The 25,200-nt window shown below is 69.3% G+C and carries 26 protein-coding genes; 21 read left to right on the top strand and 5 right to left on the bottom strand.

Going from position 1 to position 25,200, the window contains the following annotated elements:
• Genes CAL25_RS18080 through sctC form a run of 19 tightly spaced genes read left to right on the top strand, consistent with a single transcriptional unit; the run spans position 1 to position 14,892 of the window.
• Positions 1 to 504, top strand: coding sequence for a SycD/LcrH family type III secretion system chaperone (locus CAL25_RS18080; protein WP_094802506.1), 504 nt, complete (start codon positions 1 to 3; stop codon positions 502 to 504).
• A complete protein-coding gene (gene sctB / locus CAL25_RS18075) occupies positions 501 to 1,325 on the top strand; it encodes a type III secretion system translocon subunit SctB (protein WP_094802504.1) in 825 nt (274 codons plus the stop codon). The genes CAL25_RS18080 and sctB overlap by 4 nt, the downstream gene beginning before the upstream one ends.
• Positions 1,326 to 1,343: 18 nt before the next feature.
• Positions 1,344 to 2,618, top strand: coding sequence for a type III secretion system translocon subunit SctE (sctE, locus tag CAL25_RS18070; RefSeq protein ID WP_094802502.1), 1,275 nt, complete (start codon positions 1,344 to 1,346; stop codon positions 2,616 to 2,618).
• 26 nt (positions 2,619 to 2,644) lie between these two features.
• The gene (locus CAL25_RS18065) at positions 2,645 to 3,124 is read left to right on the top strand and encodes a SycD/LcrH family type III secretion system chaperone (RefSeq protein ID WP_249279138.1); all 480 of its coding nucleotides are present in this window, start codon (positions 2,645 to 2,647) and stop codon (positions 3,122 to 3,124) included.
• Between the two features lie 12 nt (positions 3,125 to 3,136).
• Positions 3,137 to 3,616, top strand: coding sequence for a tetratricopeptide repeat protein (locus CAL25_RS18060; RefSeq protein ID WP_249279137.1), 480 nt, complete (start codon positions 3,137 to 3,139; stop codon positions 3,614 to 3,616).
• A gap of 7 nt (positions 3,617 to 3,623) precedes the next feature.
• Entirely contained in the window at positions 3,624 to 4,052 is a 429-nt protein-coding gene (sctI, locus tag CAL25_RS18055) for a type III secretion system inner rod subunit SctI (protein ID WP_094802500.1), read from the top strand.
• Positions 4,052 to 4,849, top strand: coding sequence for a type III secretion system inner membrane ring lipoprotein SctJ (gene sctJ, locus CAL25_RS18050; protein WP_094802498.1), 798 nt, complete (start codon positions 4,052 to 4,054; stop codon positions 4,847 to 4,849). The genes sctI and sctJ overlap by 1 nt, the downstream gene beginning before the upstream one ends.
• Positions 4,846 to 5,481 carry a SctK family type III secretion system sorting platform protein gene (locus CAL25_RS18045; protein WP_094802496.1) on the top strand — a complete coding sequence of 212 codons (636 nt, stop codon included), beginning with the start codon at positions 4,846 to 4,848 and terminating at the stop codon, positions 5,479 to 5,481. Before sctJ ends, CAL25_RS18045 begins: the two co-directional genes overlap by 4 nt.
• Positions 5,451 to 6,086: an HrpE/YscL family type III secretion apparatus protein gene (locus tag CAL25_RS18040; protein ID WP_094802494.1), complete on the top strand. Its 636-nt coding sequence runs from the start codon at positions 5,451 to 5,453 to the stop codon at positions 6,084 to 6,086. The genes CAL25_RS18045 and CAL25_RS18040 overlap by 31 nt, the downstream gene beginning before the upstream one ends.
• Positions 6,087 to 6,095: 9 nt before the next feature.
• The gene (sctN, locus tag CAL25_RS18035) at positions 6,096 to 7,427 is read left to right on the top strand and encodes a type III secretion system ATPase SctN (RefSeq protein WP_094802492.1); all 1,332 of its coding nucleotides are present in this window, start codon (positions 6,096 to 6,098) and stop codon (positions 7,425 to 7,427) included.
• On the top strand, positions 7,424 to 7,930 hold the full coding sequence (sctO, locus tag CAL25_RS18030) for a type III secretion system stalk subunit SctO (RefSeq protein ID WP_094802490.1): 507 nt from the start codon (positions 7,424 to 7,426) through the stop codon (positions 7,928 to 7,930). The genes sctN and sctO overlap by 4 nt, the downstream gene beginning before the upstream one ends.
• Positions 7,927 to 8,532 (top strand): hypothetical protein, encoded by a 606-nt coding sequence (locus tag CAL25_RS18025; protein WP_094802488.1) that lies wholly within the window; start codon positions 7,927 to 7,929, stop codon positions 8,530 to 8,532. The genes sctO and CAL25_RS18025 overlap by 4 nt, the downstream gene beginning before the upstream one ends.
• On the top strand, positions 8,529 to 9,659 hold the full coding sequence (sctQ, locus tag CAL25_RS18020) for a type III secretion system cytoplasmic ring protein SctQ (RefSeq protein ID WP_249279136.1): 1,131 nt from the start codon (positions 8,529 to 8,531) through the stop codon (positions 9,657 to 9,659). The genes CAL25_RS18025 and sctQ overlap by 4 nt, the downstream gene beginning before the upstream one ends.
• Entirely contained in the window at positions 9,656 to 10,414 is a 759-nt protein-coding gene (locus CAL25_RS18015; RefSeq protein WP_094802486.1) for an EscR/YscR/HrcR family type III secretion system export apparatus protein, read from the top strand. Before sctQ ends, CAL25_RS18015 begins: the two co-directional genes overlap by 4 nt.
• Entirely contained in the window at positions 10,414 to 10,680 is a 267-nt protein-coding gene (sctS, locus tag CAL25_RS18010) for a type III secretion system export apparatus subunit SctS (protein WP_094802484.1), read from the top strand. The genes CAL25_RS18015 and sctS overlap by 1 nt, the downstream gene beginning before the upstream one ends.
• A gap of 12 nt (positions 10,681 to 10,692) precedes the next feature.
• Positions 10,693 to 11,496 carry a type III secretion system export apparatus subunit SctT gene (gene sctT, locus CAL25_RS18005; protein ID WP_094802482.1) on the top strand — a complete coding sequence of 268 codons (804 nt, stop codon included), beginning with the start codon at positions 10,693 to 10,695 and terminating at the stop codon, positions 11,494 to 11,496.
• Positions 11,493 to 12,548 carry a type III secretion system export apparatus subunit SctU gene (sctU, locus tag CAL25_RS18000; RefSeq protein WP_094802480.1) on the top strand — a complete coding sequence of 352 codons (1,056 nt, stop codon included), beginning with the start codon at positions 11,493 to 11,495 and terminating at the stop codon, positions 12,546 to 12,548. The genes sctT and sctU overlap by 4 nt, the downstream gene beginning before the upstream one ends.
• Complete coding sequence (locus tag CAL25_RS17995) at positions 12,545 to 12,943, top strand: CesT family type III secretion system chaperone (protein ID WP_094802478.1); 399 nt, start codon at positions 12,545 to 12,547, stop codon at positions 12,941 to 12,943. Before sctU ends, CAL25_RS17995 begins: the two co-directional genes overlap by 4 nt.
• Positions 12,940 to 14,892: a type III secretion system outer membrane ring subunit SctC gene (sctC, locus tag CAL25_RS17990; protein ID WP_094802476.1), complete on the top strand. Its 1,953-nt coding sequence runs from the start codon at positions 12,940 to 12,942 to the stop codon at positions 14,890 to 14,892. Before CAL25_RS17995 ends, sctC begins: the two co-directional genes overlap by 4 nt.
• Before the next feature lie 35 nt (positions 14,893 to 14,927).
• Here the strand turns inward: sctC and CAL25_RS17985 are convergent, their stop codons facing one another.
• On the bottom strand, positions 14,928 to 15,530 hold the full coding sequence (locus tag CAL25_RS17985; protein WP_094802474.1) for an RNA polymerase sigma factor: 603 nt from the start codon (positions 15,528 to 15,530) through the stop codon (positions 14,928 to 14,930).
• 278 nt (positions 15,531 to 15,808) lie between these two features.
• Positions 15,809 to 16,384 (bottom strand): hypothetical protein, encoded by a 576-nt coding sequence (locus CAL25_RS17980; RefSeq protein ID WP_094802472.1) that lies wholly within the window; start codon positions 16,382 to 16,384, stop codon positions 15,809 to 15,811.
• A gap of 216 nt (positions 16,385 to 16,600) precedes the next feature.
• Here CAL25_RS17980 and CAL25_RS17975 point away from each other — a divergent pair, with 216 nt between their 5' ends.
• Positions 16,601 to 18,025 (top strand): glutamate-cysteine ligase family protein, encoded by a 1,425-nt coding sequence (locus CAL25_RS17975; protein ID WP_094803259.1) that lies wholly within the window; start codon positions 16,601 to 16,603, stop codon positions 18,023 to 18,025.
• Between the two features lie 84 nt (positions 18,026 to 18,109).
• On the opposite strand, the gene CAL25_RS17970 is transcribed toward CAL25_RS17975, so the two are convergent.
• Both CAL25_RS17970 and CAL25_RS17965 read right to left on the bottom strand, forming a co-directional pair.
• Positions 18,110 to 19,288, bottom strand: a complete 1,179-nt coding sequence (locus tag CAL25_RS17970) for an ABC transporter substrate-binding protein (RefSeq protein ID WP_249279172.1) — start codon at positions 19,286 to 19,288, stop codon at positions 18,110 to 18,112.
• The gene (locus CAL25_RS17965; protein ID WP_249279135.1) at positions 19,288 to 21,291 is read right to left on the bottom strand and encodes a SpoIIE family protein phosphatase; all 2,004 of its coding nucleotides are present in this window, start codon (positions 21,289 to 21,291) and stop codon (positions 19,288 to 19,290) included. The genes CAL25_RS17970 and CAL25_RS17965 overlap by 1 nt, the downstream gene beginning before the upstream one ends.
• A 137-nt stretch (positions 21,292 to 21,428) precedes the next feature.
• Here CAL25_RS17965 and CAL25_RS17960 point away from each other — a divergent pair, with 137 nt between their 5' ends.
• Positions 21,429 to 23,954 carry an MFS transporter gene (locus CAL25_RS17960; protein WP_094802468.1) on the top strand — a complete coding sequence of 842 codons (2,526 nt, stop codon included), beginning with the start codon at positions 21,429 to 21,431 and terminating at the stop codon, positions 23,952 to 23,954.
• On the opposite strand, the gene alr is transcribed toward CAL25_RS17960, so the two are convergent.
• Positions 23,885 to 25,066 carry an alanine racemase gene (gene alr / locus CAL25_RS17955; RefSeq protein ID WP_249279134.1) on the bottom strand — a complete coding sequence of 394 codons (1,182 nt, stop codon included), beginning with the start codon at positions 25,064 to 25,066 and terminating at the stop codon, positions 23,885 to 23,887. The two genes, CAL25_RS17960 and alr, sit on opposite strands and share 70 nt — an antisense overlap.
• Positions 25,067 to 25,200: the final 134 nt, after the last annotated feature.

Below are 25,200 nucleotides of genomic sequence, written 5' to 3'. Positions count from 1 at the left end.
ATGAGCGCATCCCCCGACATCAGCAGCGAGGAATACGGCGCGCTGCACGACCAGATCGTGGCGCAACTGGCCGCCGGCGGCTCGCTGGGCCAGCTCAGCGGCATCACGGCCGACGAGTGCGAGGCGCTCTACAGCCTGGGCTACGGTCTGTATGAGAAGGGCCGTTATCCGGATGCGCTCAAGGTGCTGTCGTACCTGGTCGCCCTGAATCACACCGAGCATCGCTACCTGGTGGCCCTGGGCGCCACCGCCCAGGCCCTGGGCAAGCATGCCGACGCGTTGCAGCAATACATGGCCGCCACGCTGCTCGACCCGCTCGAGCCGGCGCCGGTGTTCTACGCCGCGCAATGCCTGACCGACATGGGCCAGCTCGATGCGGCCCTGCAGTCCTGCGACCTGGCCCTGGCCATGTGCAAACCGGACACCCACGCCGTGCTGGCCGAGCGTGCGCAAGCCCTGCGCGACGCGCTGGCCGCCCGGGGCGCCAAGGAGAAAAAAGCATGATCAACCTGAACACCGCCGCGGGCTTGAATCCCGCCCTGCTGAACCCGCTCGATACCGGCTCGGCCGCTGCGCCGCCCGCCGGCGTCAAGCAGCTCGACGCCGCACAGCTCATCGCCAAGGGCGTCGTGGGCGACAAGCTGCTGTCCATGGGCCTCACGCCGCCGTCGATCGGCGCGGGCAGCCCGCCCGATGCGGCCAAGGCGCTGGGTAGCCTGGAGCAGAACGTCCAGGCCGACATCTACGCGATGATGACGCTGTTCCAGAAGCTCGCGCAGGAGCAGCGCAACAGCGCCCGCGCCGACCGCGCGGCGGCGATGGATGCCCAGGTGCAGACCCTGATGTCCGCCGCGGACGCGATCCGCGACGCCGCCGCCGAACGCTTCAAGGGCGCGATGGTCGCAGGGGCATTCCAGATCATCGGTGGGGCGATGCAGGTCGCGGCGGGTGCCGGCGCGGTCGGCGCCTCGCTCAAGTCGGTCAACATGACGACGACCTCCAGCCCGTTGACGGCGGCGCAGACGAAGTTTCAGACCGGCCTGGACGGCTTCGCCGCCAATGCGTCGGGCCTGGGGCAGGGCGCCAGCGGCATCGCGGGCGGCATCGGCAGCATGGCGCAGGCCGGCTTCGATCGCGCCGCCGGCGCCAAGGATGCCGAGCGCGCGGAGCTGGAAGCGTCCGCCAAGGTGTTCGAGTCCGGCGTGCAACAGGCCAACGACCTGATGCAGCAGATGATGGACGTGATCCGCGACGTGCGCGAGAAGCTCAGCGCGATGGAGCAGAGCCGCGTCGAGACCAATCGCGGCATCGCGAGCAGAGTCTGAGCCCCGGGGAGCCATTCCATGGATATCCGCAACACCGGTACCCCCGGGCTGCCCCCCGGGCTGGACCAGCCGAGCCAGGCAGGCGCCGACATGGCGACGGCCGCGATGCGCGCGGCCGGCGGTATCGATCTGAGCGCGCTGGCCTCGCAATGGGCGGCCGACATGGCGCAGCTGCGTGGCGCGGGCGGCGATGGCGTGAGCAACGCCAACGGCAAGCCGGCGATCGCCGCGCCGACCAAAGAGTTTTCCGCGTCCGAGATGGTCGACCTGCTGCGTAACCTGCAGAGCAAGACGCAGGAAGCGCAACTGCGCAGCGCCAAGGAAAACGTCGAGAACAACCGCATCGAGCAGGCCAAGAACAACGAAGAGCAGTCGCGCAAGATCGACGAATGGATCCAGAAGAGCAAGGAGGCCAACAAGGGCGGCCTGCTCGGCAAGATCTTCGGCTGGATCGGAGCCATCGTGGCGGCCATCGCGGCCGCGCTGATGGTGGTGGCAGCCGTGGCGGCAACGGCCGTGACGGGCGGCGCGGCCGGCCCCGCCATGATCGCGCTGGCCGCCATCGCGGTCACCGGGGCCGTCTCGCTGCTGGCGACGCAGATATCCACCGAGGTGGGCGGTCCCGAGATCAGCATCAGCAACATGGTCACGCAGGCGGTCAGCAAGCTGCTGCAGGCGTTCGGCGTGGAGCCCGAGCTGGCCGAACGGATCGGCAACATCGTGGCGGGCGCGTCGATGGTCATGACCGGCGCGATCCTGGTCGAGCCCGGCGCGCTGGGCAAGATGGCGGGCGCCATCGCGACCGTCGCCGGCGCCGATCCGCAGACGGCGGGCTACATCGCGATGGCGATCGGCCTGGCGGCCACCATCACCGTGGGCGTGGTGATGGCGGTGGCCTCGTTCGGCGCGGGCACCGTGTCCACCGCGGCCAATGTCGCCGGCAATATCACCTCGCAGACCATGCGCACCGTCGCGGATACCGCCAAGACGGCCGGTCAGGTGGCGCAGGGCGCCGCGGCCGTGGCCAAGGGCGCGGGCGGCATCGCCACGGGCGCCGAGTCGATCCAGAGCGCCAAGGCGCAGGAGGCGGCCGACCAGGTGCTGGCCGACCGCAAGGCGCTCGAGGCCATGATGACCAAGCTGCAGGCCTCGATGGAAGAGGACCGCGAAAAGATCAAGGAAGTGATCCAGGCGATGGACGAGGCGATGCAGCTGGTCAGCAAGATGATCGCCGGCGCCGCCGACAGCATGACCCAGATCACCGCCAACATCGGCAAGCGCGCGATGGTTTGAACCGCGCGCACAACGGAGTATTGAACGTGACGACATCGACTTCCCCCGTCTCCCGCACGGCCTTCGGCCAGGCGCTTTTCGACGGACTGGACAGCCTGCACGGCAGCCAGCGGCTGAGCGCCGAGCAGCTCGAGGTGATCTACGCGCTGGCCTACGCGCACGTGGCGCAGGGCCAGTACGCGCAGGCCCTGCCGCTGTTCGCCTTCCTGTCGCAGTACGGTCCGACCCGCAAGCACTACCTGTCGGGCCTGGCGCTGTGCCTGCAGATGCAGGCGCGCTACGACGAAGCCATCCGCATCTACTCGCTCGTGGGCACGCTGTTTCCGGTGGCGCCCGAGGCGACGCTGCGCGTGGCCGAATGCCAGCTCGCGCTGGCCCACGCCGACGAAGCGCGCCAGTCGCTCGAGCAGGTGCTGGCGGCGGCCAGCGAAGACCCGGCCCATGCCGGTCTCGCTCCGCGTGCCCAGATGTTGCTGGCCGCGCTGGGCCGCGAGGCGCACGCATGAGGAGGGTTTCGCATGAACGATAGTCCGGCAACCCTGCCCGACACGGCCGCCTCCCCCGAGGCGGCTTTTGTGCTTGATGCGGACGAGGCGCGCATGCTCACCGAGATGGGCTTTCTGGCCGCGGGCCGCGGTGACGTCCAGCGCGCGGATGCCATCTTCCAGGCGCTGCGTACCATACGCCCCGCGCGGGCCTACCCCTGGCTCGGGCTGGCGGTGGCGCGCCTGAATGCCGGCCGCGCGCCCGAGGCCGTGACCGTGCTCGAACAGGGCGAGGCGGTGCTGGTGGGCGCGCATGGCGACGAAGCCGTGCTGCTGGCGGCCTGGCGTGGTTTCGCGCTGCAACTGGCCGGCCGCAATGCCGAGAGCCTGCGTCTGCTGCAGGTCTGCGCCCGAGGCACCGGCGAGGCCGCCTCGCTCGCACAGGCCCTGCTGGGCATCACGCCGGAGGCGGACGCATCCGCCGACGGCGCTTCCGAATCCATGACTCGCTAGGACTTCCATGGACATCTCCGCGCTTTCCGCCGCGCTCTCGCCGGCCCTCGACACGCTCAAGACGCCGACGGTGCAACCGGGGGCCGAGGCCACCGAACGCTTCGCCCGCGTGATGGGCGCGCCCGACGTCGACGTGGCCGCCCCGACCGGCGTGCACGCCGCGCTGCAGGCCGCCTTCGCGGCGCCCGTTCAGGCCACCGGCCCGGCCACGCTGGGCAGCCAGATTCTTTCGGGCCTGCAATCGACCACGGCCGAGTTTTCCCAGAAGTGGCAGGGCATCGCGGGCAACCTCGATCGCCTGGGCGCCCAAAGCTCCCTCTCCGACATGATGCGGCTGCAGGGCGAGTTGCTGCAGGTGTCGGTGCAATACGAACTCGTGGGCAAGGCGGTGTCCCGCACCACCCAGAACATCGATACGCTGGTCAGGATGTCCTAATGCAAGCTGTGTCTTCGCTGTTTCCGCTTTCCTGGACCCGCCTGCGCTTTCTGGCGGCGGCGCTGTTGATCGCCTTGCTGGCCGCCTGCGGCTCGCGCGTCGAGCTGTTTTCCGCCGCCAGCGAAAGCGAGGCCAACGAGCTGCTGTCGGTCCTGCTCGACTCGGGCATCCGCGCCGAAAAGAGCGTCACCAAGGCCGGTGTCGCGGTGTCGGTGGATAGCGCCCAGGTCGCGCGCGCGCTCGACATCCTGCGTTCGCGGGGTCTGCCGCGCGAACGCTTCGACGGCATGGGCCAGATCTTCCGCAAGGAAGGGCTGGTGTCCTCGCCGCTCGAAGAGCGCGCCCGCTATATCTATGCCCTCTCGCAGGAGCTCACCAACACGCTGTCGCAGATGGACGGCGTGCTGGCCGCGCGCGTGCACGTGGTGCTGCCGGAGCGGGGCGGCGTGGGCGAGAACACCACGCCCTCGACCGCGGCGGTCTTCATCAAGCATCAGACGGGTTACAACCTCGACGCGCTGCAGCCGCAGATCCGCAAGCTGGTGACCCACGCGATCCCGGGTCTCACCGAAGACCGCGTGTCGATCGCGTTGGTGTCGGCCCAGCCCGCCATGACCAGCGCGGCCGACGCGCCGGTGTCGGTGCCCGCCACCGGGCTGTGGGCGGCGCTCGCCGTGCTGGCCGTATTGGTGGCCGGCCTCGGCGGTGCGCTGATCTGGGTGCTGCTGCGCCGTGGTCCGGCCGCGACCGCGCGCAAGCCTCGCCACGAACCCGGTACCGCGGGCGGCGCGGCATGAGCGTCGCGCTGTTCAGCGCGCCGCTGCTGGAATTCAACCAGCTGCCGAGCCGCACCCTGCACCCGAGCCGCCATGCCGAGCATGCGCCGCCGGGTGCGCGTGCGCCCGCCGGCATGGAGGCCGCCTGGCACCGCCTCTGGTCGGGCCAGATCCTGGCCCGCCTGGGCCTGGCCGAACGGCCGGTGCTCGATGGCACGCGCCCCGAGCTGGCCCTGGCCCTGCTGCCGCCGGAGCGGCTGGCGCGCACGCTGCGTCTGATCGGCGCGGCGCTGTGCGGCGCGCGTTTGCGCCGGATGATCGCCGGCGCCGAAGTGCGCGAAGTGATGGCCGCGCTCGGCCCCGACGTGCTCGAACTCGCGCGGGGCGGGCGCTTCACGCAAGCCGCGCTCGCCGAGGCCGGCACCTGGCCGCTCGCGCAGACCGTGCAGTCCGTCGACGCGCTCGGCCGTGCCACCGCATGGCAGGCGCTCACCGGCGCCGGCCCCGAACTGGCGCTGCGCGCCGAACTCAAATTGCCCGCCGCCGCCGCGGTGGCCGCGCCGCTCGCGGCGCCGGCCGCGCTGGCGCTGGCGCTCGACGTCCTCAAATACGCTGAACCGACATGGGTTTCCTCCTTCCCCGCGCTGGCCTGACGCCGTCCGCCGCCCCGCGTATCGATCCCGCCGCGCGTATCCTGCGGGCCGCGGATCATGCCGCGCTGCTGCAGGCCGACGCGCTCGTGGCGCACGCGCGCGAGCAGGCCGATGCCATCATGGCGCAGGCCCAGGCCGCCTTCGAGGCCGAGCGTGAACGCGGCTACGCCGATGGCAAGGAAGAGGCGCTGATGGGGCAGGCCGAACGGATGATCGAGACCGTCGGCCGCACCATCGAATATTTCGCCGGCGTCGAGAACGAGATGGTCGATCTGGTCATGGCGTCCGTGCGCAAGGTCATCGATGGCTTCGACGACCGCGAAAAGGTCATGATCGTGGTGCGCAACGCGCTCGCCGTGGTGCGCAATCAGAAACAGATGACGCTGCGCCTGCATCCCGACGAAGTCGAAACCGTGCGCGGCCACATCAACGATCTGCTCGCCGCCTATCCGGGCGTGGGCTACCTCGACATCCTGGCCGACGGCCGCCTCGCGCGCGGCGCCTGCATTCTCGAGAGCGAGATCGGCATGGTCGAGGCCAGCCTCGAGAACCAGATCCAGGCGCTGCGCACCGCGTTCCAGCGCACGCTGGGCAGCCGGGTCTAGGGGCAGGGCATGCGTCAGTTCGACTACATCACCGAAATGATGGAGGTGGCCCTGCAGGACACGCCCACCCTGCGCATCAAGGGCCGCGTGACCCAGGTGGTGGGCACCATCATCAAGGCCGTCGTGCCCACGGTCAAAGTGGGCGAGGTCTGCATCCTGCGCAATCCCGGCGAGGATTTCGAGATGAAGGGCGAGGTGGTCGGCTTCGCGCGCGACGCGGCGCTGCTGACGCCCATCGGCGACATGTACGGCATTTCGTCGGCGACCGAGGTCATCCCGACCGGCCGCGCCCACATGGTGCCGGTCGGTCCCGGCCTGCTGGGCCGCGTGCTCGACGGCCTGGGCCGTCCGCTCGACGAGGCCGAGCTGGGCCCGCTCGAGGCCAAGAAGTTCTATCCGGTGTTCGCCGAAGCGCCCGATCCGCTCACGCGCCGCATCATCGCCGACCCGCTGGAGCTGGGCGTGCGGGCGCTCGACGGCGTGCTCACCTGCGGCGAAGGTCAGCGCATGGGCATCTTCGCCGCGGCCGGCGGCGGCAAGTCCACGCTGATGGGCATGCTGGTGAAGGGCGCCGACGTGGATGTGACCGTGGTGGCGCTGATCGGCGAGCGCGGCCGCGAAGTGCGCGAGTTTCTCGAGCACGAGCTCGGCCCCGAGGGCCGGCGCAAGAGCGTGATCGTCTGCGCGACCAGCGACAAGTCGTCGATGGAGCGCGCCAAGGCCGCCTACGTGGCCACCGCCATCGCCGAATACTTCCGCGATCAGGGCAAGCGCGTGCTGTTCCTGATGGACTCGGTCACGCGCTTTGCCCGGGCGCAGCGCGAGATCGGCCTGGCCGCCGGCGAGCCGCCGACCCGCCGCGGGTATCCCCCGTCGGTCTTCGCCACGCTGCCCAAGCTGATGGAGCGTGCCGGCATGAACCAGCATGGTTCGATCACGGCGCTCTATACGGTGCTGGTCGAGGGCGACGACATGACCGAACCCATCGCCGACGAGACGCGTTCGATTCTCGATGGCCACATCGTGCTGTCGCGCCGCCTGGGCGCGGCCAACCACTATCCCGCCATCGACGTGCTGGCCTCGGCCAGCCGCGTGATGAACGCGGTGATCTCGCCCGAACACAAACGCATGGCCGGCCGCCTGCGCGAACTGATGGCCAAGTACCAGGAGGTCGAGCTGCTCGTGAAGATCGGCGAGTACAAGCGCGGCGGCGACAAAGTCACCGACGAAGCGATCGACCGGATCGACGCCATCAATACGTTCCTGCGTCAGCGCACCGACGAGCGCACCACGCTGGCCGAGGCGCTCGCGCGCATGCAGCAGATCGTGGGGACCGCATGAGCGTGTTCGACGAACTGCTGGCGATCAAGCGCTTTCGCGAAGGCCAGGCCGAGCTCGCCGTGGCGCGCCAGCGCCAGGTCCACCACGACGCCCAGGCCGGCGAGGTCCAGGCCGAGGCGCGTCTGGTGGCGTTCCGCGACTGGGCCGAGACGCACGAGCGCGAGCTGTACGGCGACCTGTGCCGGCGCACGGTGCGCGTGCGCGATATCGAGGCCGTGCTGCAGGACGTGGCCGGACTGCGGGAAGGCGAGCGTCAGCACGAGCAGTCGCTCGAGAGCGCGCGCGAGACCACCCGCCGCGAAGAACAGGCGCTGGGCGAGCGCCGCGACGAGCACCGGCAGGCCAGCCGCCTGAGCGAAAAATTCGTCGAGCTGGCGCGGCTGCATTTCGACGCGCAGATGAAAGAAGCCGAGCGCAAGGAAGACATGGAGATGGAAGAGGCCGCCAGCGTCGCGCGCGATCGCGACGACTGGGAGCAGCACGAGGAGTACGAGCCCGCATGAGCATCGATCGACGCATCAGCCTGGATACCGCCATCGCGCAGGGCATGCCCGACCTGAACCAGTCGGACAGCGGCACGGGCACGCGGCGTGAGGCCAGCCAGGGCGACCGCCAGGCTTTCGAGCGGGCACTCGCGCAGGACGCGGGCGACGCACAGAAAAGCGCCCCGGCCCCCGCGACGCCGACGGGCGCGTTCGGCCTGTTCGCCGCCGCGCCGCAGACCGATGCCGCCGTCCAGGCCCGCGCGAGCGCGCTGGCGAGCGCCTTGTGCGAACACCTGAGCGCCGCTGCCCGGCAGCTGCTGGTCGACGACGGGGCGCAGGGCCGGCGCGAGGTGCGCGTCACGCTCGATGACGAGCGGCTACCCGGGCTGACCGTGTCCGTATTCGAAGAGGGCGGCCGCGTGGTCGCCGCGTTCGTCTGCGCGGTGGAGTCCACCCGTGAGCGTATGAACGAGGGCGCCGCGGCGCTGGCCGCCGAACTGGCCGCCAGCCTGTCGCGCGCCACGCTGGTGCGCGTCAGCACCGATGATCCCGAAGACCCCTGCCTGACCGAGACGCGCGCCGAGCCTGACGCCGGCGCCGCGCAACCGAGCACCCTGTGAAACTTTCTTCCGAATCCGCTTCCAGCATGACCGCAAGCCTGGAGATGTCCGTGGCCGGCGCGAGCCCGGTGCAGATCGCCGCGCGTCTGCCGCGCCTGTCGGGCAACGAGGCACGCGCGCTCGATCTGGTGGCGCGCCACGCCGCCAGCCTCGACGTGATCCTGGGCCAGCACGAAGGCGTGCCCGCCGCCTGGCAGATCAGCCTGACGCCCGGCGTCGCGCCCGGGCTGCTGGCCGCCGACGCCTACGGCGCCGAGATCGAATGGGCCGGCGCGCGCCTGCATCTGAGCCTGCCGCGCAGCGCGCCCACCGCCTGGCTGGCCGCGCGTCATCCCGAACTCGAACCCGCACCCCTGAGCGATGCGCTGGCCGCGCTGGCGCTGGAATCGCTGCTCGCCGACATCCAGGCCAGCGTGGCCGGCCTGTCGCCCGCCGGACCCGCGCGCGTCGGCGTGGCGGGTGCCGAGCTGCCGCCGCTGTCCCATGTCTGGACGCTGAGCGCCCGCGCGCAGGGCAGCGGCGACGTGATCTACGCCCGCCTGGCCGCCGACGATCTGGGCCTGATGCTGCTCGCCGGCCTGCTGGCCCAGCGCGCGGCGCCCGCCAACGGCCTGGCGCTCGACACGCTGCCCGTGCGCGTGCGCGCCGAAATCGGCGCCGTGACCCTCACGGCCGCCGAGCTCGGCACGCTGCAAGCCCGCGACGTGCTCCTGCTCGACCATTACCGCGTGAGCGAGCAGGGCGAGCTCTGGTTGTCCGCCGGACAGGGCCAGGGCCTGCGCGTGCGCGCCGACGCTTCAACCTACATCGTGACCCAAGGCTGGACCTCCCTCATGACCGATACCCCCGCCGACGCCGCCCCGCAGCCCGAGGCGCAACCCAGCGCCGCGCCGCTGGCCGTGGCCGACATTCCCGTCACGCTCACCTTCGACCTGGGCGAACGCAGCGTGACCCTGGCCCAGCTGCAGTCGCTGCAGGTGGGCGCCACCTTCGATCTGCAACGGCCACTGGCCGACGGCCCGGTGATGATTCGCGCCAACGGCGCGCTCGTCGGGACCGGCAATCTGGTGCAGATCGACGAGCGCATCGGCGTGGTGATCGCCACCCTGGGATCGGCCGCCGCATGAGCTCGTACGATCCCATCAGCCTGGCCGTCGTCCTGGCGCTGCTCGCGCTGGTGCCGCTGGCGGCGGTGATGACCACCTCGTTCCTTAAGATCGCGGTCGTGCTCACGCTGGTGCGCAACGCGCTGGGCGTGCAGCAGGTTCCGCCCAACATCGCCCTGTACGGTCTCGCCCTGATCCTGTCGGCCTACGTGATGGGGCCGGTGGTGATGCAGATGAGCACCGAGCTGCGCGCGGTGGGCGCGGGCCAGGCGCAGTCGGCGCCCGCCGCGCCCGTGCCCGAGACCGCGGCGCCCGAACGGGGCGGCAGGCTGCATCTCGACAATGCCACGCCCGCCGCGGCCACCGCGGCCGACGGCGACGGCCGGCTCACCGGCATTCTGGATGCCGTGGCCCGCGGCGCGGAACCGTTGCGCGGATTCATGCTGAAGAACAGCCGCGCCGAACAGCGTGATTTCTTCGTGCGTACGGCGCGCACCCTGTGGGGCGAGGAACAGGCCCGCAATCTCAAGGAAGACGACCTGCTGGTGCTGATTCCGGCGTTCCTGCTGTCCGAGCTCACCGCCGCGTTCCAGATCGGCTTTCTGCTGTATCTGCCTTTCGTCATCATCGACCTGATCGTCTCGAACATCCTACTGGCCATGGGGATGATGATGGTCTCGCCGGTGACGATTTCCATGCCCCTGAAGCTGTTCCTGTTCGTCATGGTCGACGGCTGGACCCGCCTGATTCAGGGCCTCGTGCTGTCGTACGCATAATGGGCACCGTCGATCTCGTCTCCTACATGACCCAGGCGCTGTACCTGGTGCTCTGGCTGTCGCTGCCGCCGATCGCGGTGGCGGCCATCGTGGGTACGCTCTTTTCCCTGTTCCAGGCGCTCACGCAGATCCAGGAGCAGACGCTGTCGTTCGCGGTGAAGCTGATCGCCGTGTTCGCCACGCTGCTGCTGACGGCGCGCTGGATCAGTGGCGAGCTGTACAACTTCACGATCGCCGTGTTCGACCTGTTCTACAAGATTCGCTAGGACGGAGCCCACATGTTTTCAGGCGTGACGTATGCGGAGGCGAAGATATTCCTGGGGACGCTCGCGCTCACCCAGCCTCGCATCCTCGCGCTGTGCGTCATGCTGCCCATCTTCAGCCGCCAGAGCATGCCCGGCATGCTGCGTTACGCGGTGGCGGCGGCGATCGGCCTGATCATCGTGCCGGTGCTGATGCCGCGCTATGCCGCGTTCGATCCGAGCTGGATCGACCTGGTGCTGCTGGTCGCCAAAGAAGTGTTCGTGGGCCTGGTGCTCGGCTTTCTGGTGGCGATCCCGTTCTGGATCTTCGAGGCCGTGGGCTTCGTCATCGACAACCAGCGCGGCGCCAGCCTGGGCGCGACCATCAACCCGGCCACCGGTAACGACTCCTCGCCCATGGGCATTCTGTTCAATCAGGCTTTCATGGTGTTTTTCCTGGCGGGCGGCGGCTTCATGCTGATGCTCACGATGCTGTACGACAGCTTCCGGCTCTGGGATCTGTTTTCGTGGGCGCCCACGCTGTCGCGCGAGAGTGTGCCGCTGATGCTCGATCAGCTCAGCCGCTTCGCGCGGCTGGTCCTGCTCTTCGCGGCCCCGGCCATCGTGGCGATGTTCCTGGCCGAGCTGGGGCTGGCGCTGGTGAGCCGCTTCGCGCCGCAGCTTCAGGTGTTTTTTCTGGCCATGCCGATCAAGAGCGGCCTGGCCCTGCTGGTGCTGGTGCTCTACATGGGCACCCTGTTCGAATACGCGGGCGACGCCACCGAGCACATCCGCACCATCGTGCCGTTCCTCGACAGCCAGTGGCAGGAGGCGCGATGAGCGGCGAAAAAACAGAACAGCCAACCCACAAGAAGCTGCGCGATGCGCGCAACAAGGGCGAGGTCGCGCACAGCAAGGACTTCACCCAGACGCTGCTGGTGCTGGCGCTGTTCGGCTACATGCTGGGCAACGCGCAGAACATCATCGAGTCGCTGGGGCGGCTGATGCTGCTGCCGGCCGACCTCATCGGCATGCCGTTCGAGGTGGCGCTGCCGCAGGCCCTGGACGCCGGGCTGCGCGAAGCCACGACGCTGGTGCTGCCATTCGTGCTCATCGTGCTGATCGTCGGGATGTTCGGCGAGTTCCTGCAGGTGGGCGTGGTGCTGGCGTTTCAGAAACTCAAGCCGTCGGGACAGAAGCTCAACCCGATGACCAATCTGAAGAACACGTTCTCGAAGAAGAATCTGGTCGAGTTCCTCAAGTCCACGCTCAAGATCGCCTTCTTGTCGGCGCTCGTGACCATCGTAGTGCGCGATGCGCTGCCCGAGCTGATGTCGGTGCCCTACAGCGGTCTGGCCGGCTTGCAGACCGGCGTGGGCGGCATGCTGCGCACGCTGATCGTGAATATCGCCGTGGCGTATGTGGTGATCTCGCTAGCCGACTTCGCCTGGCAACGCTTTCAGCATCGCAAGGGCCTCATGATGAGCAAGGAAGAGGTCAAGCAGGAATACAAGGAGATGGAGGGCGACCCCCACATCAAGCACAAGCGCAAACACCTGCACCAGGAGATGGTGATGCACGGGGCCACCGGGCAGGCGCGCAAGGCTTCCGTCGTCGTCACCAATCCCACTCACCTGGCCGTGGCGCTGTATTACGAGCCCGACGAAACGCCGCTGCCGCTGGTGCTCGCCAAGGGCGAGGGCACGCTGGCCGAGGCCATGATGCAGGCCGCGCGCGAGGCAGGCGTGCCGGTGATGCAGAACATTCCGCTGGCGCGCGCCCTGATGGCGCAGGCCCAGCCCGACCAATACATTCCGAGCGAACTGATCGAGCCGGTGGCCGAGGTCCTGCGCCTGGTGCGCAAACTCGCCGCCGAACAGGAGACGCCATGAGTCAACCCACGCATCCGCTGATCCAGCGCTACGTGCAGCGCCACCAGCTCACCGACGCGCTGCGCGCCGACGGCCGGGCCACGGTGGTGATCGACGAGCGCTTCCGTGTCCACCTCGCGCCGGCGCCGCAGGGCTGGCTGGCCCTGCAGGCGCGGGTGCTGGACCTGCCGCCGGCCGGGCGCGATCGCGACGCGCTGCTGGTGGAAATGGGCGAGTTCGCCGCCGGCATGCTGGCGGGCCACGCCAGCACGCTGAGCGCCGATCCGCGCGAAGAAACGCTGGGATTGCAGCAATTGATACGCCCCGACGCCAGCGATCTGGATGTCGACGAGGCCGTGGGCCAGTTCGCCAATGCACTGTCGTTCTGGCAGGCCGTGGCGCGGCGCTACGCATGACCCCTTATGCATACCGAAACGGGCAACGCAGCCCGGGGAGAAAGACTTTGAAGCGCACGATTCTGGCGGGGGCCCTGATGCTGGCCCTGTTGGGGCCGGCCCAGGCGGCACCGAACTGGCCCATGGCGCCCTATAGCTACTACGCCAAGGAAGAGAGCCTGCAGAACGTCCTGCGCGAGTTCGCCGGCGGCTTTTCGCTCTCGCTGCAGTTGGGGCCGAACGTGAGCGGCGTGGTCAACGGCCGCTTCAACGCCAACACGCCGACCGAATTCATGGATCGGCTGGGCGGCGTCTACGGGTTCAACTGGTTCGTGTACGCGGGCACGCTGTTCGTGAGCCGGTCGAGCGACATGATCACGCGCTCGGTGTCCTCGATGGGCAGCTCGATCGTGTCGCTGCGCGAGGCCCTGCAGCAGCTGGGGGTGCTCGATCCCCGCTTCGGCTGGGGGGAGTTGCCGGACCAGGGTATCGCGCTGGTCTCGGGGCCGCCGGGCTATGTGGAGTTGGTGGAGCGCACCGTGGCCGCCCTGCCGATGGGCGCGGGCGGGCAGCAGGTGGCGGTGTTTCGCCTGAAGCACGCGTCGGTGAATGATCGCACGGTCAGCTATCGCGATCAGAAGGTCGTGACGCCGGGCCTGGCCACCGTGCTGCGCAACCTGATTCTGGGCTCCGGCAGCGGCAACAACAACGAAACGCTCGCGGCCATCGCGGCGCCATTGCGCGATGCGCCGCCGGTGTTCGCCGGTGCCGACAGCGCGGCGGGCGGCGCGCCGGCAGTGGGCGCGGGCGCCGCTGCGGCAGGCGCGGGACGCGTGCAGCGCGCCGGCGGCTTGCGTTTTCGCGAGCCCACCGTGCAGGCCGATTCGCGCCTGAACGCGATCATCGTGCAGGACATTCCCGATCGCATACCGATCTACCGCAACCTGATCGAGCAGCTCGACGTGGCGAGCACGCTGATCGAGATCGAAGCCATGATCGTGGACGTGAATTCCGATCTGGTGCGCGAGCTGGGCGTGAACTGGGGCGCGCGCGCCGGCTCGGCCTCGTTCGGCTACAGCGATTTCAATCTGGCGCCCAGCGGTCTGCCGCTGGCGCCCGGCACCGACCTGGCGCCCGGCACCATCGGCATCAGCGTGGGCAGCACGCTGGCCGCCCGTATCCGCGCGCTGCAGGGGCAGGGCCAGGCCAACATTCTGTCGCAGCCCTCGGTGCTCACCACCGATAACCTCGGCGCCGTGCTGGACCTGTCGGACACCTTCTACATCCAGACCGTCGGCGAACGCGTGGCGACGGTCACGCCCATCACCGTCGGCACATCGCTGCGCGTGACGCCGCGCTACATCTCCGGCACCAGCGGTACCGAAGTCGAGCTCACGGTCGACATCGAGGACGGTCGCATCCAGGAAGAGCGGCAGATCGACCGCCTGCCCACCGTGCGCAAGAGCACCATCAGCACGCTGGCGGTCGTGGGTAACGATCAGACGCTGCTGATCGGCGGCTACAACAGCAGCCAGGACAGCGAGCGCGTCGACAAGGTGCCGCTGCTCGGCGACCTGCCTCTGATCGGCGCCTTGTTCTCGAGCAAGTCCACCACCGTGCAGCGCCGCGAGCGGCTGTTCCTGATCCGGCCGCGCGTGGTGGCCGTCAATGGCAACGTGGTGGCGCAGCCGCGCGCGCAGGCGCGTGCGGGCGACATGGTCAACAGGACGTGGGGCGGCATCGAGTCGCCCATGACGGCGGGCGAATACCTCGACCTGATCCAGGGCCAGCGCACCCAGGTGCAGTTCGAGCGCAACGCGAGTCCGGCCGTGCCGGGCGGGCCCGTGCGCGTGTCGCCGGTGTATCTGCAGTCGCTGCCGGTGGGCGAGGCATTGCGTTCGGATGGCCGGCCGATCCTGCGCGTGGAGCCCGTGGCCGCGCCCGATACGGGACGCGTGCCGGGGCGCTGAACGCCGCTTGAATCAGCCGGGCGGGCGCGCCTGGATCAGTTGTCCAGGTGCAGCCCTTTGAGGGCGAGCTTGTCGCGCAGCGCCGAGCGGGCGCGCGACAGGCGGCTGCGCACGGTGCCCACGGGCACGGTCAGCAACGCGGCCGCTTCTTCGTACGACACGTCGTCCATGCCGACCATCAGCAGCACGTCACGCATGTTGGGCGGCAGCTCGGCCAGCGCTTCCTGCAGCAGGCTCATGGTCTGGTTCTGTTCGGCGGCCTGCTCGGGCGTGAGCGACGACGACGCATGCTGTTCGAGCGCCTCGTCCGACACGAAGTCGTAGCGGCGCTGCGGGGCGCGCGACAGATGATTGCGCACGAGGTTGAGCGCGATCCCGTAGAGCCAGGTCGAGAGTTGCGACTCGCCGCGGAACGAGCGGTACGAGCGCGCGGCTTCCAGGAAGGCCTGCTGCGCCAGATCTTCGGCGTCGCTGGTGTTGCCGATGTGCTTCACGATGAAGCGTTGCAGGCGTCCCGCATGTTCGCGCACCAGGTCGCGCAGCAGGGTGTCGTCGCTGGCGTCCCAGGTCCCCTCACCGCAGCCGGGCTGCGAGGGGACTTCGGGCGAAGTCGCGATCGAATCCAAAGAAGCGGACATGGTCTAGGGGAAGGTGAGGTGCGAGCCAGGAAGCGAACGACGGTCTGTGTGTCGAAGATGTACGACTACCGCTTGTATATTTGGCGAGAAATTACTACATATCTGCCCGCAACCGCAATCATTTGAATTTGAAATTTCTATCTGTAACATCGCCATGCCAAACAATCTCCATGCGTTGCATGGAGAAGACGCGCAATAATATTTGGAAACGATTGCCGCCAAAGGGTGGATCAGGGCGGCGAAATCGCGGCTCGTCGTGAAACCGCAACCGGCAGTTGTCAGACTTCCCGGTGTTGCGGCAACAGCTCGGCGAGCCACTGGCGCGCCATGTCGGCGCTTACCGGGCCGCGCTGGGCGTTGTCGTTGAAACGCTGTTCCATGGCGAGGTCGATGGCCATGCGTTGGGCGGGAGAGACCGATTCGGGCGCGACACCGAGGTGGTCGCACACGGCGCGAAAGCCTGCCGAGCCGGCGGCGGCGCTGTGATCGAGACGGGTCATGAAGTCCACGCCGTCGAGCGCGTCGCGCGAGGTCTGCGCCATGTCGAGCGCGAGGCTGATGCTACGGGCGGAGAGCGGGGTACCGGGGCTGCCGGACAGGCCGAGCTCGCGAGAGACGGCGCTGGCGATGCCATTGCCGTAGGTGCGGGCGAGGGCGTCGGAGAAGAGGGCGGTGGTATCGGCGTCGGCGGCCACCCAGGCCACCGAGCGCCCACTGGGCGTCGTGCCGGTGCCGAGAACATGGAATTGTTCACCGACAACGGTTACATAGACATCACCCCCTTGCTCGGCGGCCTGGGCAAAGGCGTCGAGGCTGACGAAGCCGGGTGAAGAGGATACTGAATTGATTGTCATGCGGCCAGTAGACCCCGCGGTTGGTGGAGAGGACGGCGATTTTTCATCCCGTCAGAGCCTGAGTAACATCCGCGAGGCTTTGGTTCCTGCCGATTTCCGGCATTGCTGAACATGCGCCAGATTGTAGTCCAAGGGCAGGCGCGAACGAGAGGAGACAACGTGTCGGTGGGTATCAGCACGCAAGTGGCGGGCGCAAAACTGGGTCTGGAGCTGGAGATGCCCGTGGCGGCGCGAGATGATGGTCGCAGCCGCGCGGTCACGCATTACTTCGAGACCCTGGCGCTGCTCAAGCGCGCGCGCGGCCAGACGGTCGAGCTGGTGCACATCGGCGATGTCCCTGTTGGCGTGACGGGCCCCTTGGGCGAGAGCGGCCTGGACAACGGCTTCAATCTGCTCGAGACGGCCTTCGCGCCGGTCGCGGGCGGACCGGGCGGGCTGGCGCGGCTCGACGCGGCCGTGCGCGAAGAACTCGCCGATGTGGAGACGGCGCTGGCCGCCGACGGCGCCGCCGTGCTCAACGCCGCGGAGCATCCGGACTGCACGCTCGACGACGTCTGGTATCGCGAGATGCGCGTGCCGCGTCCCATCTATCGGGAACTCGAGGGATATCGCGGCTGGTTGCACCGCGCCGGCATCGACGCCAAGGCGCAGAACGGCCCCTGCACCTCGGTGCCGATCGGGCAGGCCGCGCGGGCGTTGAACGTGAGCCTGGCGCTGGCGCCCGCGCTCATGGCGCTTTATGCCAACAGCCCGCTGCAGGGAGGCCGGGACACCGGTGCCAAGGAAAACCGCATGCGCCTCTGGGACCGCATGTTCCGCCACGCGCGCTTTGCCGGTGACCACTATCTGCAGCAGTTGCCCGAGCGGCCGTTCCGGGATCTCGGCGACCACTTCCGCTGGATGTTCGGCCCCCAGACCGCCAGCCGCGCGCTGTCGTGGAATCCGGCCGACGACTACAAGTCGGCGGTGAGCGTGTATCTGGACGGCAACCCCGCGCTGGGCCAATTCCTGCGCGCGCCGCGTTGGCGCGGCCGCCGTGGCGACACCGGCGAACACGTCGACCTCGTGCCGCGCGGCGAGCATTTCGTTTATTCGCAGTTCGCGCACTTTCTCGATGCGCGCTGGCGCTACCGGCTCGAGCGCGTGCCGGCGCTCGACGCGCTGCTGGCCGCGTGGGCGCAACCGGGCGGCATCGAAACCCTGTTCGACGCCTGCGGCTGCGACGGCTATATCGAGGCGCGGGCGTTCGGCGCGGTGTTTCCGGACGCGCAGATGCAGGCCGAGGCCGGGCCGCAGGCCTGCGCCACCGCCGTGATGGGCGCCTCGGCGCTGCAGCTCGGGTTGCTGCGCAATCTGGCCGAAGCCGAGGCGCTGGTGCGGGAGTGGGGCTGGCTGACCCTGCGGCGCCTGCGCACCCCGGCGCTGTGCCACGCGCTGGACGATGCGCAGGTTCGGGCGCTGTGCCAGGATGTGCTGGCCGTGGCCAGCGGCGGGCTCGACGCCGCCGACCAGCATTGGCTGGCCTATCCGCGCTACGTGCTGGACGTGGGCAGCACGGCGGCCGACGCCATGCTGCGGCTGTGGCGCGGGTCGCCGCGCGAGGTGTTCTACCGGCAGCGCATGCTGCAGTTGCCCGCCTGAGCGCCGCGCTCCTCGGCGCCGCGCCTGGTTCGCGTGCCAAAAAAAAGCGCTGCCGATTGCGGCAGCGCCATTTTGCCGGGCGGCTTACTTGGCCTCGTAGACCTCGTCGGCCGCCAGCAGGATGTCCACCGGCGGATCGAAGCCGATCACGCGCGCCGTTTCGAGATTGAGCGCGATCTTGGCCGGATCGATCCAGATCTGGCTCAGCTGGCGCGGCCGCGCGCCGTTGAAGATGCGCGCGATGGTCTCGGCGTGGAACAGGCCCACGTACGAGTAATCGGCCTGCGCCAGGCTCATCAGCAGCCCCGCCTTCACGTCGTCCGAACCCAGCATCGCGAAGCTCGGCACCTTGGCCTCGCGCAGAATCTGCCCGAGTTGCGCGATGGTGGCCGGCGTGATGCCGCGATGCACGGTCACATAGACGGCATCGACCTTCGGGCCCAGCTCGCGATAGCACTCCAGCGCGTTGCGCGTGGCGTCTTCCTGGGCGATGCCGTTGGACGGCGCCAGGCACGGCACCACCTTGAAATTGAGCTCGCGCGCGACCTGCTCGACGGCGTCCACGGCCGCATAGGTGCGGCCTTCGGGGCTGTCTTCGTAGACCAGGCCGAGCGTCTTGAACGGCACGATGTCATAGAACAGGCGGACCTGGCGCTGATAGCGCTCGGGCTGCACGCGCGCATGCAGATTGTCCAGGCCGCTGTCCTGCACGCTCTTGACGATCTTGGCGCCGACCGCGTCGCTGGTCGAGGCCACGACCGTCGGCACCGGCGCGCCGAGCGCGGTCATGTCCTGGCCGGCCCAGGTGCCCATCGCGATGATCAGGTCCACGTCGCGGCGTTGCGCCAGCCGCTCGGAGATCGCGCTGCGCGTGGCCGGCCGCATCTGCGCGTTGAAATTACCGGGCTGCCACCACGCGTCGGGCACGAATTCCACGTAGTCGCTCTTGGCCTGCTCGGCCAGGAATTTCCACATCTGCTGGCCGTTCAGCCCGTCGGGCAAGGCCGGGACCGTCATCCAGCCCAGCTGCTGCAGACCGGCGACGATCACCTTGAGCGTGCGCGGATACTCGCTGTAGTCGCCGCTCTCGAAATAACCGAGGCGCCACTTGCGGCCATCGGGCTTGAGCGCGGGCGTGGTCGGGAAGACGTGGCTGGCCTGCGCGGCGGCGCTCGCGGGGGCAGCCGGGGCGGATGCCTGGGCCTGGACGGCAACGGGCAGCGCCAGCGAGGCGCCCAGGAGCAGGGCGGACAAGGACTTCATCATGAGCGTCGGATCACGATCAACGTGATGTCATCGGATTGTTCGGCACCGTCGGCGAAGGCATGCACATCGTCGAGCAGGCGGCGGGAAATGTCGTTGGCGCTCACGGGCGGATGCGACAGCACATAGCGCATGCGGGCATCGCCGTACTGCTCGCCGGTGCGGCTCTCGGCTTCGGTGACGCCGTCGGTGTAGCCGACCAGCGCCTCGCCGGCGCCGATGCGGGCGTTCAGCGAGCGATAGACCAGGTCTTCCTGGACGCCGCACGCTGGGCCGCTGCGGCCCTCGAGCAGGCGCACTTCGCCGTCCAGGCCGATCACGGCGGGCGGCAGATGGCCGGCATTGGCCCAGGTCAGCTCGCCGGTGTGCAGGTCCAGCACGCCGAGCAACAGCGTCACGAACATCATGTTCGGGTTGTTCTCGGACAGGCGGTTATTGATCTTCTGCAGGATGAGCGCGGGATCGGTTTCGTCTTCGGCGGTGGCGCGGATCAGGGTGCGCGTCACGGCCATGAACAGCGCCGCGGGCACGCCCTTGTCGGACACGTCGCCGATCGCAAGACACAGGCGGCCGTCGGGCAGGATGAAGTAGTCGTACAGATCGCCGCCCACTTCCTTGGCCGGCTGCATCACGGCGGTCAGGTCGACGAGGCTGCGGGTGCTGCTCTCCAGCGGCACCGGCAACAGGCCGAGCTGGATGTCGCGGGCGATGTTGAGCTCGCTCTCGAAGCGCTCGCGCGCGCTGGTCTCGCGCATCAGCCGCGTGATGTTCTCGCGCAGCTTGGCGTCCATGAAGAGGAACGACTCGGCCAGGCGGCCCACCTCGTCGTGCAGGCGGGCGGGCAGCTCGGCCACCGCCTGCGGCACGGCGCGCGGCGCGGTCAGGTCCTGCAGGGGCAGCTCGCGCGCATAGCGGGTGAGGATGCCGAGCGGCCGCACGATATGGCTGGCCACCACCCAGGCGAACAGCAGCGCGCCCAGCAGCGCGGCGCCGAAGATGATGGCCTGGCGATTGATGAGCTGCTTGGCGGGTGCCGTGAGATCGCTCTCGGGCACGGCGGCCACGATGGTCCAGCCCAGCGGCTTGTAGCGCTGCGCCTGGATCTCGTAGCGGCCGGCCGCGCCGCCATCGAACGCGAACGACTCGGGCGCGTCGGTGCCGACCGCGCGCAGCAGGCCGCGCAGCGTGTGATAGGTGCCGCCATCCTGGATGTCGAGCAGATCGCTCTGCGCCGAAGGCGGCGGCACCACAAAGTTGCCATCGTCGGCCACCACGAACACGAAGCCGGAGCGCGCCAGCGTCAGGCGCGTGAGTGTGGCGCGCACGGCGTCTTCGACCTTGCGGCGGCGGGCCTGTACTTCGTCGATCATGTCCTGGGCATCGAACGAGATCACGAAGACCCAGTCCCAGGGGCGGAAATAGCCGAAGTAGCCGTAGCGCGCCTCGGGCTCGCCGGCGGTGTCGGGCGCCTGCCAGCGATAGAAGGCGAATCCGTGGCCCGACTGGCGGCTCTCGTCGTACATGGCCTGCGCCAGACGGCGGTTCTTGATGTCTTCGATCGCCGAGATGTCGCGATCGATCATGTTGCGGTTACCACTGGCGAGCACCGAGTGGCTCGCGTCGTACACGAAAGCGTAGCGCCGGCCCGACAGTTTGAGTTGATTGATCCAGTTGCGCGCCATGCCCTTGGCCGCGCCCGGCGTGACCACGCCGCGCTCGGCCAGATCGGCGAACATGTTCAGCATGGTGAGGGTGGTGGAGGCGACCTCGACCAGTTGATGGCGGCCACCGCGTGCGGCGGCGAATTTATCGTCCAGCAGGGCCGACCAGCGCGCGCTCGTATCGCGCATCAGCAGGTCCATCACGTTGCTCACGGCGTGGAGTTCGCCGGCGCGTACGGTGCGGGTGACGTCGCGTTGGGACACCAGCATCACGATGCTCGCCACGACAAACAGAATCGCAAGAATCAGGACGAAGATCTTGCTGCGTAGCGATCGGAGCATGGACAAGGGAAATGGGGGGCGCAAGGCCTGTTGATTGAAACAGGGGAATGCAATTTGCGTATCAATAGATGCAAAGTGCACCAATTGTAAATACCATTGTCGGCTGTGTGTTGAATGTTTGCGTCTACTTACGAATCATGGCCTCCGATACGACAGCCAAACGTCTGGAACCCCTGCAAGTCCTGCTCGATGGCTTGCGCCGGCGGCCGGTACTCGAGCTCACGCTCGCCTGCCTCGGGGTGCTGCTGCTTGCCCAGGCCCTGATCGGCGCGCTCAGCCTGTCGGCGCTCAACCGCCTGATCGCCGACACCACGGCCGATCGTGTCGAAGTGGTGGCGCGGCAGGTCGCGGGCAACATCGAAAACGGCCTGCGTCTGGGCAAGCCCCTGGGCCAGTACTTCGGGCTGCGCGAGACGCTGACCGACGGGCTGCGCGATTCGCGCGACGTGCGCGGCGCCACGGTGGTCATGGCCGACGGCCGGCGGGTTGCCGGCCTGGGCGATCCGGTGCCCGCCGCGGCGGCGCTGGCGCGCGCGCTGGCCGGCCAGCCACCCGTCGACGAAACGCCCAGCACGCGACGCGCGTCGGGCGCGCTGGTCGCACTGGGCGACACCCAGGTTGCCGTGGCCGTGCCGCTGGTCGAACGCGGCCAGACCCTGGGCGCCGTGGTGCTGGCCGTGCCGCGCGACAACGCCGGCGGACGGGCGGTGCTGTGGGACAACCTCAAGGTGCTGGCGCTGGTCACCGCGGCGGTCGGCCTCGGGCTGGCCGCCGTCTTCAAATACGCCATCCCGCTCACCACGCTGGCCGCCGGCGGACGCACGCGCTTCGTCGTGCCCCTGCTGGCACTGATGCTGGCGCAGGGGATTTATGCCGTCTACACGGTGTCCACTTTCCGCAGCGCCGCGCTTCAGGTCACGCGTGACAACGTCACGGTGCTGGCCGACGGCCTGCAGCGCGACCTCGATCGGGTGCTGGGTTACGGCCTCGACATCGAACGTCTGCGCGGCGTGGAACAGCCGTTCGCGCGCCTGGCCGCCACCTCGTCGGCGATCGCCACGATCGAGCTCGTGGATCGCGATGGCCGCGTGCTGAACCGCGCCGATGCGTCCGGCGCGCTGCCGGTCACCGCCACCGCCGGCGCGCCGCCGCAGGCCGGCGAGTACACGCTGGTGCTGCCGCTGGGCAGCGAGCTGGGCCGTCCCGCCGCGCAGGGCCGCCTGGTGGTGCGGCTCGCCAGCGACGTGATCGCGGCCGGCGTGCGCAGCCGCGCCCTCGATGCCATTACGGTGGTGGGCGTGGCGTTGGTCGCGGCGATCGAAATGCTGTTGCTGCTCTCGCTGCTCATGAATCGCGCTTTCGCGTCGCGCGGGCGGCTGCAGGACGGCACCCGTCTCGCGCCCGATGGCAGCTCCGATATCGGCCGGATCGCGCGTCCGGTGATGTTCGGCTTCCTGTTCGCGTGGGCCTTGCCGCTGGGCTTTCTGCCCTTGTATGCCCGCAGCCTGCCCACCGGCGGGCTCGATCTGCCGGCCAATCTGATGCTGGCGCTGCCGATTTCGGTGGAGATGGGGTGTGGCCTGCTCACGGCGCTGCTCGCGGGCGGTCTCACCGACAAGCGCGGCTGGCAGACGCCGGTGCTCGCCGGCCTGGCGGTGTCTTGCCTGGGCATGGTGGTGTGCGCCTTCGTGCCCAACCTGCCGCTCTTCGCGGCGGCGCGCGGCCTGGTGGGCCTGGGCTACGGGCTCACCTGGATGGGACTGCAGGGCTTCATCGTCACGCGCAGCCCGGCGCAGTACCGCGGCCGCAACATGACGGGCGTGATCGCCGGCCTGTTCGCGGGTCATTTGTCGGGCGCCGCGGTCGGTGCGATGTTGATGGAGCAGATGGGATTCCGCGCGGTGTTCGGCGTCGGCGCCGTGATGCTGGTGCTGCCGCTGCTGGGCGTGCTGGTTCTGATGCGCCCGTACATGGGCCGCGCCGGTATCGTTGCGCCCGCAACCGTTTCGGCCACGCCCGCGCCCGCCCCGGCGGCCGCCGCGGCTGCCGGCGGACGCCTGCGCGCCACGCTGCGCCTGCTGTTCACGCGCGATTTCGGCATGCTGCTGGTGGGCAGCGTGATTCCGTTCTCGATCGCGCAGGTCGGCCTGCTGTCGTTCGCGCTGCCGCTGTACCTCGAAGCCGAAGGGGTGGCCGCATCGAGCATCGGCCGCGTGCTGATGATTTACGGTCTGTGCGTGATTTATGTGGGTCCGCTGATGGGACGCCTGGTGGATCGCTCGTCGATCAAGAAAACCTGGATCGTGCTGGGCGGCCTCATCGGCAGCGTGGGCATGCTCGGCCTGTACTTCAACAGCGGGCTCGCGGCCGCCGCCGTGGCCGTGCTGCTGCTGGCCGTGGCGAGCTGCTTCGCCGGCGCGTCGCAATCGCCTTACATGCTGGCCTTGCCCGATGTGCAGCGCTATGGCGCCGCCGGTGCCACGAGCGTCATGCGCGCGGCCGACAAGCTTGGTCAGATGGCGGGCCCGCTGGTGGTGGGCGCCATGTTCGGCGCGGCCGGCATGGGCGCCGGCCTCGCGATCACGGGCGTGATCTACCTGGTGGCGACCGCGCTGTTCCTGCTGTTCGCACCCTCGCGTTCGCGCGAGGAGGTGGCGGCCTGAGCGGCGGCGGCCTGCACCGGCACGCGGCCGGTCAGGCCGGTGAGCAGGTCCGCCGCGATGGTGCCGGCGGCCGCGGCCACGGTTTCGACCGGCAACGCTGGACCCCACAACAGCACGTCGGCGCCGGGCCTGGCGTGAGGCGCGGGATCGAGATCCACCGCCATCATGTCCATCGAGATGCGGCCCACCACCCGGGTGGGCACGCCATCGACCAGCACCGGCGTGCCCGTCTGCGCCAGGCGCGGATAGCCGTCGGCGTAGCCGCAGCTGACCATGCCCACCAACATGTCGCGTTCGCTGACGTACGCGCCGCGATAGCCCAGATGGGTGCCGGCCGCGACGCGGCGCGTCGCGATCAGACGGCTGTGCAAGGACATGGCCGGGCGCAGTCCCAGCTCGGCGCCGGTGGCGCCGGCCAGCGGGCTCGCGCCGTACAGCGCCAGCCCCGGCCGCACCCAGTCCGTGGTGCCGGCGTGGGCCTGATGCCGGGCGAGCGCCGCCGAGTTGCTGGTCGACACGCAGCCCGGCAGGCCCGCGATGGCGGCGCGGAACGCCGCGTCGGCCTGTGCCACGCCGTCGTCGTCTTCGGCGGCGGCGTAATGGTTGAGGTGATGCACCGCACGGACGCGGCCCCGGCGCACCAGCGCCTGCGCCCGCTCGTACGCATCGCGATACTCGGCGGTATCGAAGCCGGATAGATTCAGATCGCCCGAGTAGCGCAGCCACAGCGCCGGCGGCCGCGCGGGCGCTGTGGCGGCGTCGCGCAGCCAATCGAGTTGCGCGGCATGCGAGATCACCAGATGCAGGTCATCCTGCGTGAGGCGCTCGGCATCGGCCGGCTCATGCAGCCCGCCGTACACCAGCACCGGCCCACGCCAACCCGCGGCGCGGCAGGCCTGCGCCTCGGCCAGATTCAGGGCGGCCAGGCCATCGGCCTGGGCCAGGCCGGGCAGCACATGTGCGAGTCCGTGGCCATAGGCATCGGCTTTCACGGTGGCCCAGATGCGCGGGGCGCGGCCTTGCGGCGCGCCGAGCCAGCCGCGCAGCGTGGCCAGGTTATGCGCGACGGCGCCGGCGTCGACGCGGGCGACGACCCGCGGTTGCGCGGGCATCACGCCGCTCATCGGAGGGGGCCACGCCGGGGCGCGACGGAAACAATGCGGGGGGACATGCAGCACTCCTTTCAGGCTCCACCCCGGCCGGCACGAACCGGATCGGGGGCGGATGAGGGCGCGCGGCCACCGTC

The sequence above is a fragment of the Bordetella genomosp. 5 genome, assembly GCF_002261315.1.
Classification (GTDB): Bacteria; Pseudomonadota; Gammaproteobacteria; order Burkholderiales; family Burkholderiaceae_B; genus Bordetella.
Note: the sequence above shows the minus strand (reverse complement) of the source record. Positions and strands in the feature narration are given on the sequence as shown.

Bases quoted from the DNA above. Each gene is read 5' to 3' on its own strand.
- sctJ (WP_094802498.1), top strand. From the start codon at position 4,052: ATGCAAGCTGTGTCTTCGCTGTTTCCGCTTTCCTGGACCCGCCTGCGC.
- CAL25_RS18080 (WP_094802506.1), top strand. From the start codon at position 1: ATGAGCGCATCCCCCGACATCAGCAGCGAGGAATACGGCGCGCTGCAC.
- CAL25_RS17980 (WP_094802472.1), bottom strand. From the start codon at position 16,384: ATGACAATCAATTCAGTATCCTCTTCACCCGGCTTCGTCAGCCTCGAC.
- sctO (WP_094802490.1), top strand. From the start codon at position 7,424: ATGAGCGTGTTCGACGAACTGCTGGCGATCAAGCGCTTTCGCGAAGGC.
- CAL25_RS17995 (WP_094802478.1), top strand. From the start codon at position 12,545: ATGAGTCAACCCACGCATCCGCTGATCCAGCGCTACGTGCAGCGCCAC.
- CAL25_RS17960 (WP_094802468.1), top strand. From the start codon at position 21,429: ATGGCCTCCGATACGACAGCCAAACGTCTGGAACCCCTGCAAGTCCTG.
- CAL25_RS17970 (WP_249279172.1), bottom strand. From the start codon at position 19,288: ATGAAGTCCTTGTCCGCCCTGCTCCTGGGCGCCTCGCTGGCGCTGCCC.
- CAL25_RS17975 (WP_094803259.1), top strand. From the start codon at position 16,601: ATGCCCGTGGCGGCGCGAGATGATGGTCGCAGCCGCGCGGTCACGCAT.
- sctU (WP_094802480.1), top strand. From the start codon at position 11,493: ATGAGCGGCGAAAAAACAGAACAGCCAACCCACAAGAAGCTGCGCGAT.
- CAL25_RS18015 (WP_094802486.1), top strand. From the start codon at position 9,656: ATGAGCTCGTACGATCCCATCAGCCTGGCCGTCGTCCTGGCGCTGCTC.
- sctI (WP_094802500.1), top strand. From the start codon at position 3,624: ATGGACATCTCCGCGCTTTCCGCCGCGCTCTCGCCGGCCCTCGACACG.
- alr (WP_249279134.1), bottom strand. From the start codon at position 25,066: ATGCCCGCGCAACCGCGGGTCGTCGCCCGCGTCGACGCCGGCGCCGTC.
- sctS (WP_094802484.1), top strand. From the start codon at position 10,414: ATGGGCACCGTCGATCTCGTCTCCTACATGACCCAGGCGCTGTACCTG.
- sctN (WP_094802492.1), top strand. From the start codon at position 6,096: ATGCGTCAGTTCGACTACATCACCGAAATGATGGAGGTGGCCCTGCAG.
- sctT (WP_094802482.1), top strand. From the start codon at position 10,693: ATGTTTTCAGGCGTGACGTATGCGGAGGCGAAGATATTCCTGGGGACG.
- CAL25_RS17985 (WP_094802474.1), bottom strand. From the start codon at position 15,530: ATGTCCGCTTCTTTGGATTCGATCGCGACTTCGCCCGAAGTCCCCTCG.
- CAL25_RS17965 (WP_249279135.1), bottom strand. From the start codon at position 21,291: ATGCTCCGATCGCTACGCAGCAAGATCTTCGTCCTGATTCTTGCGATT.
- CAL25_RS18040 (WP_094802494.1), top strand. From the start codon at position 5,451: ATGGGTTTCCTCCTTCCCCGCGCTGGCCTGACGCCGTCCGCCGCCCCG.
- CAL25_RS18045 (WP_094802496.1), top strand. From the start codon at position 4,846: ATGAGCGTCGCGCTGTTCAGCGCGCCGCTGCTGGAATTCAACCAGCTG.
- CAL25_RS18025 (WP_094802488.1), top strand. From the start codon at position 7,927: ATGAGCATCGATCGACGCATCAGCCTGGATACCGCCATCGCGCAGGGC.
- CAL25_RS18060 (WP_249279137.1), top strand. From the start codon at position 3,137: ATGAACGATAGTCCGGCAACCCTGCCCGACACGGCCGCCTCCCCCGAG.
- sctB (WP_094802504.1), top strand. From the start codon at position 501: ATGATCAACCTGAACACCGCCGCGGGCTTGAATCCCGCCCTGCTGAAC.
- sctE (WP_094802502.1), top strand. From the start codon at position 1,344: ATGGATATCCGCAACACCGGTACCCCCGGGCTGCCCCCCGGGCTGGAC.
- sctC (WP_094802476.1), top strand. From the start codon at position 12,940: ATGACCCCTTATGCATACCGAAACGGGCAACGCAGCCCGGGGAGAAAG.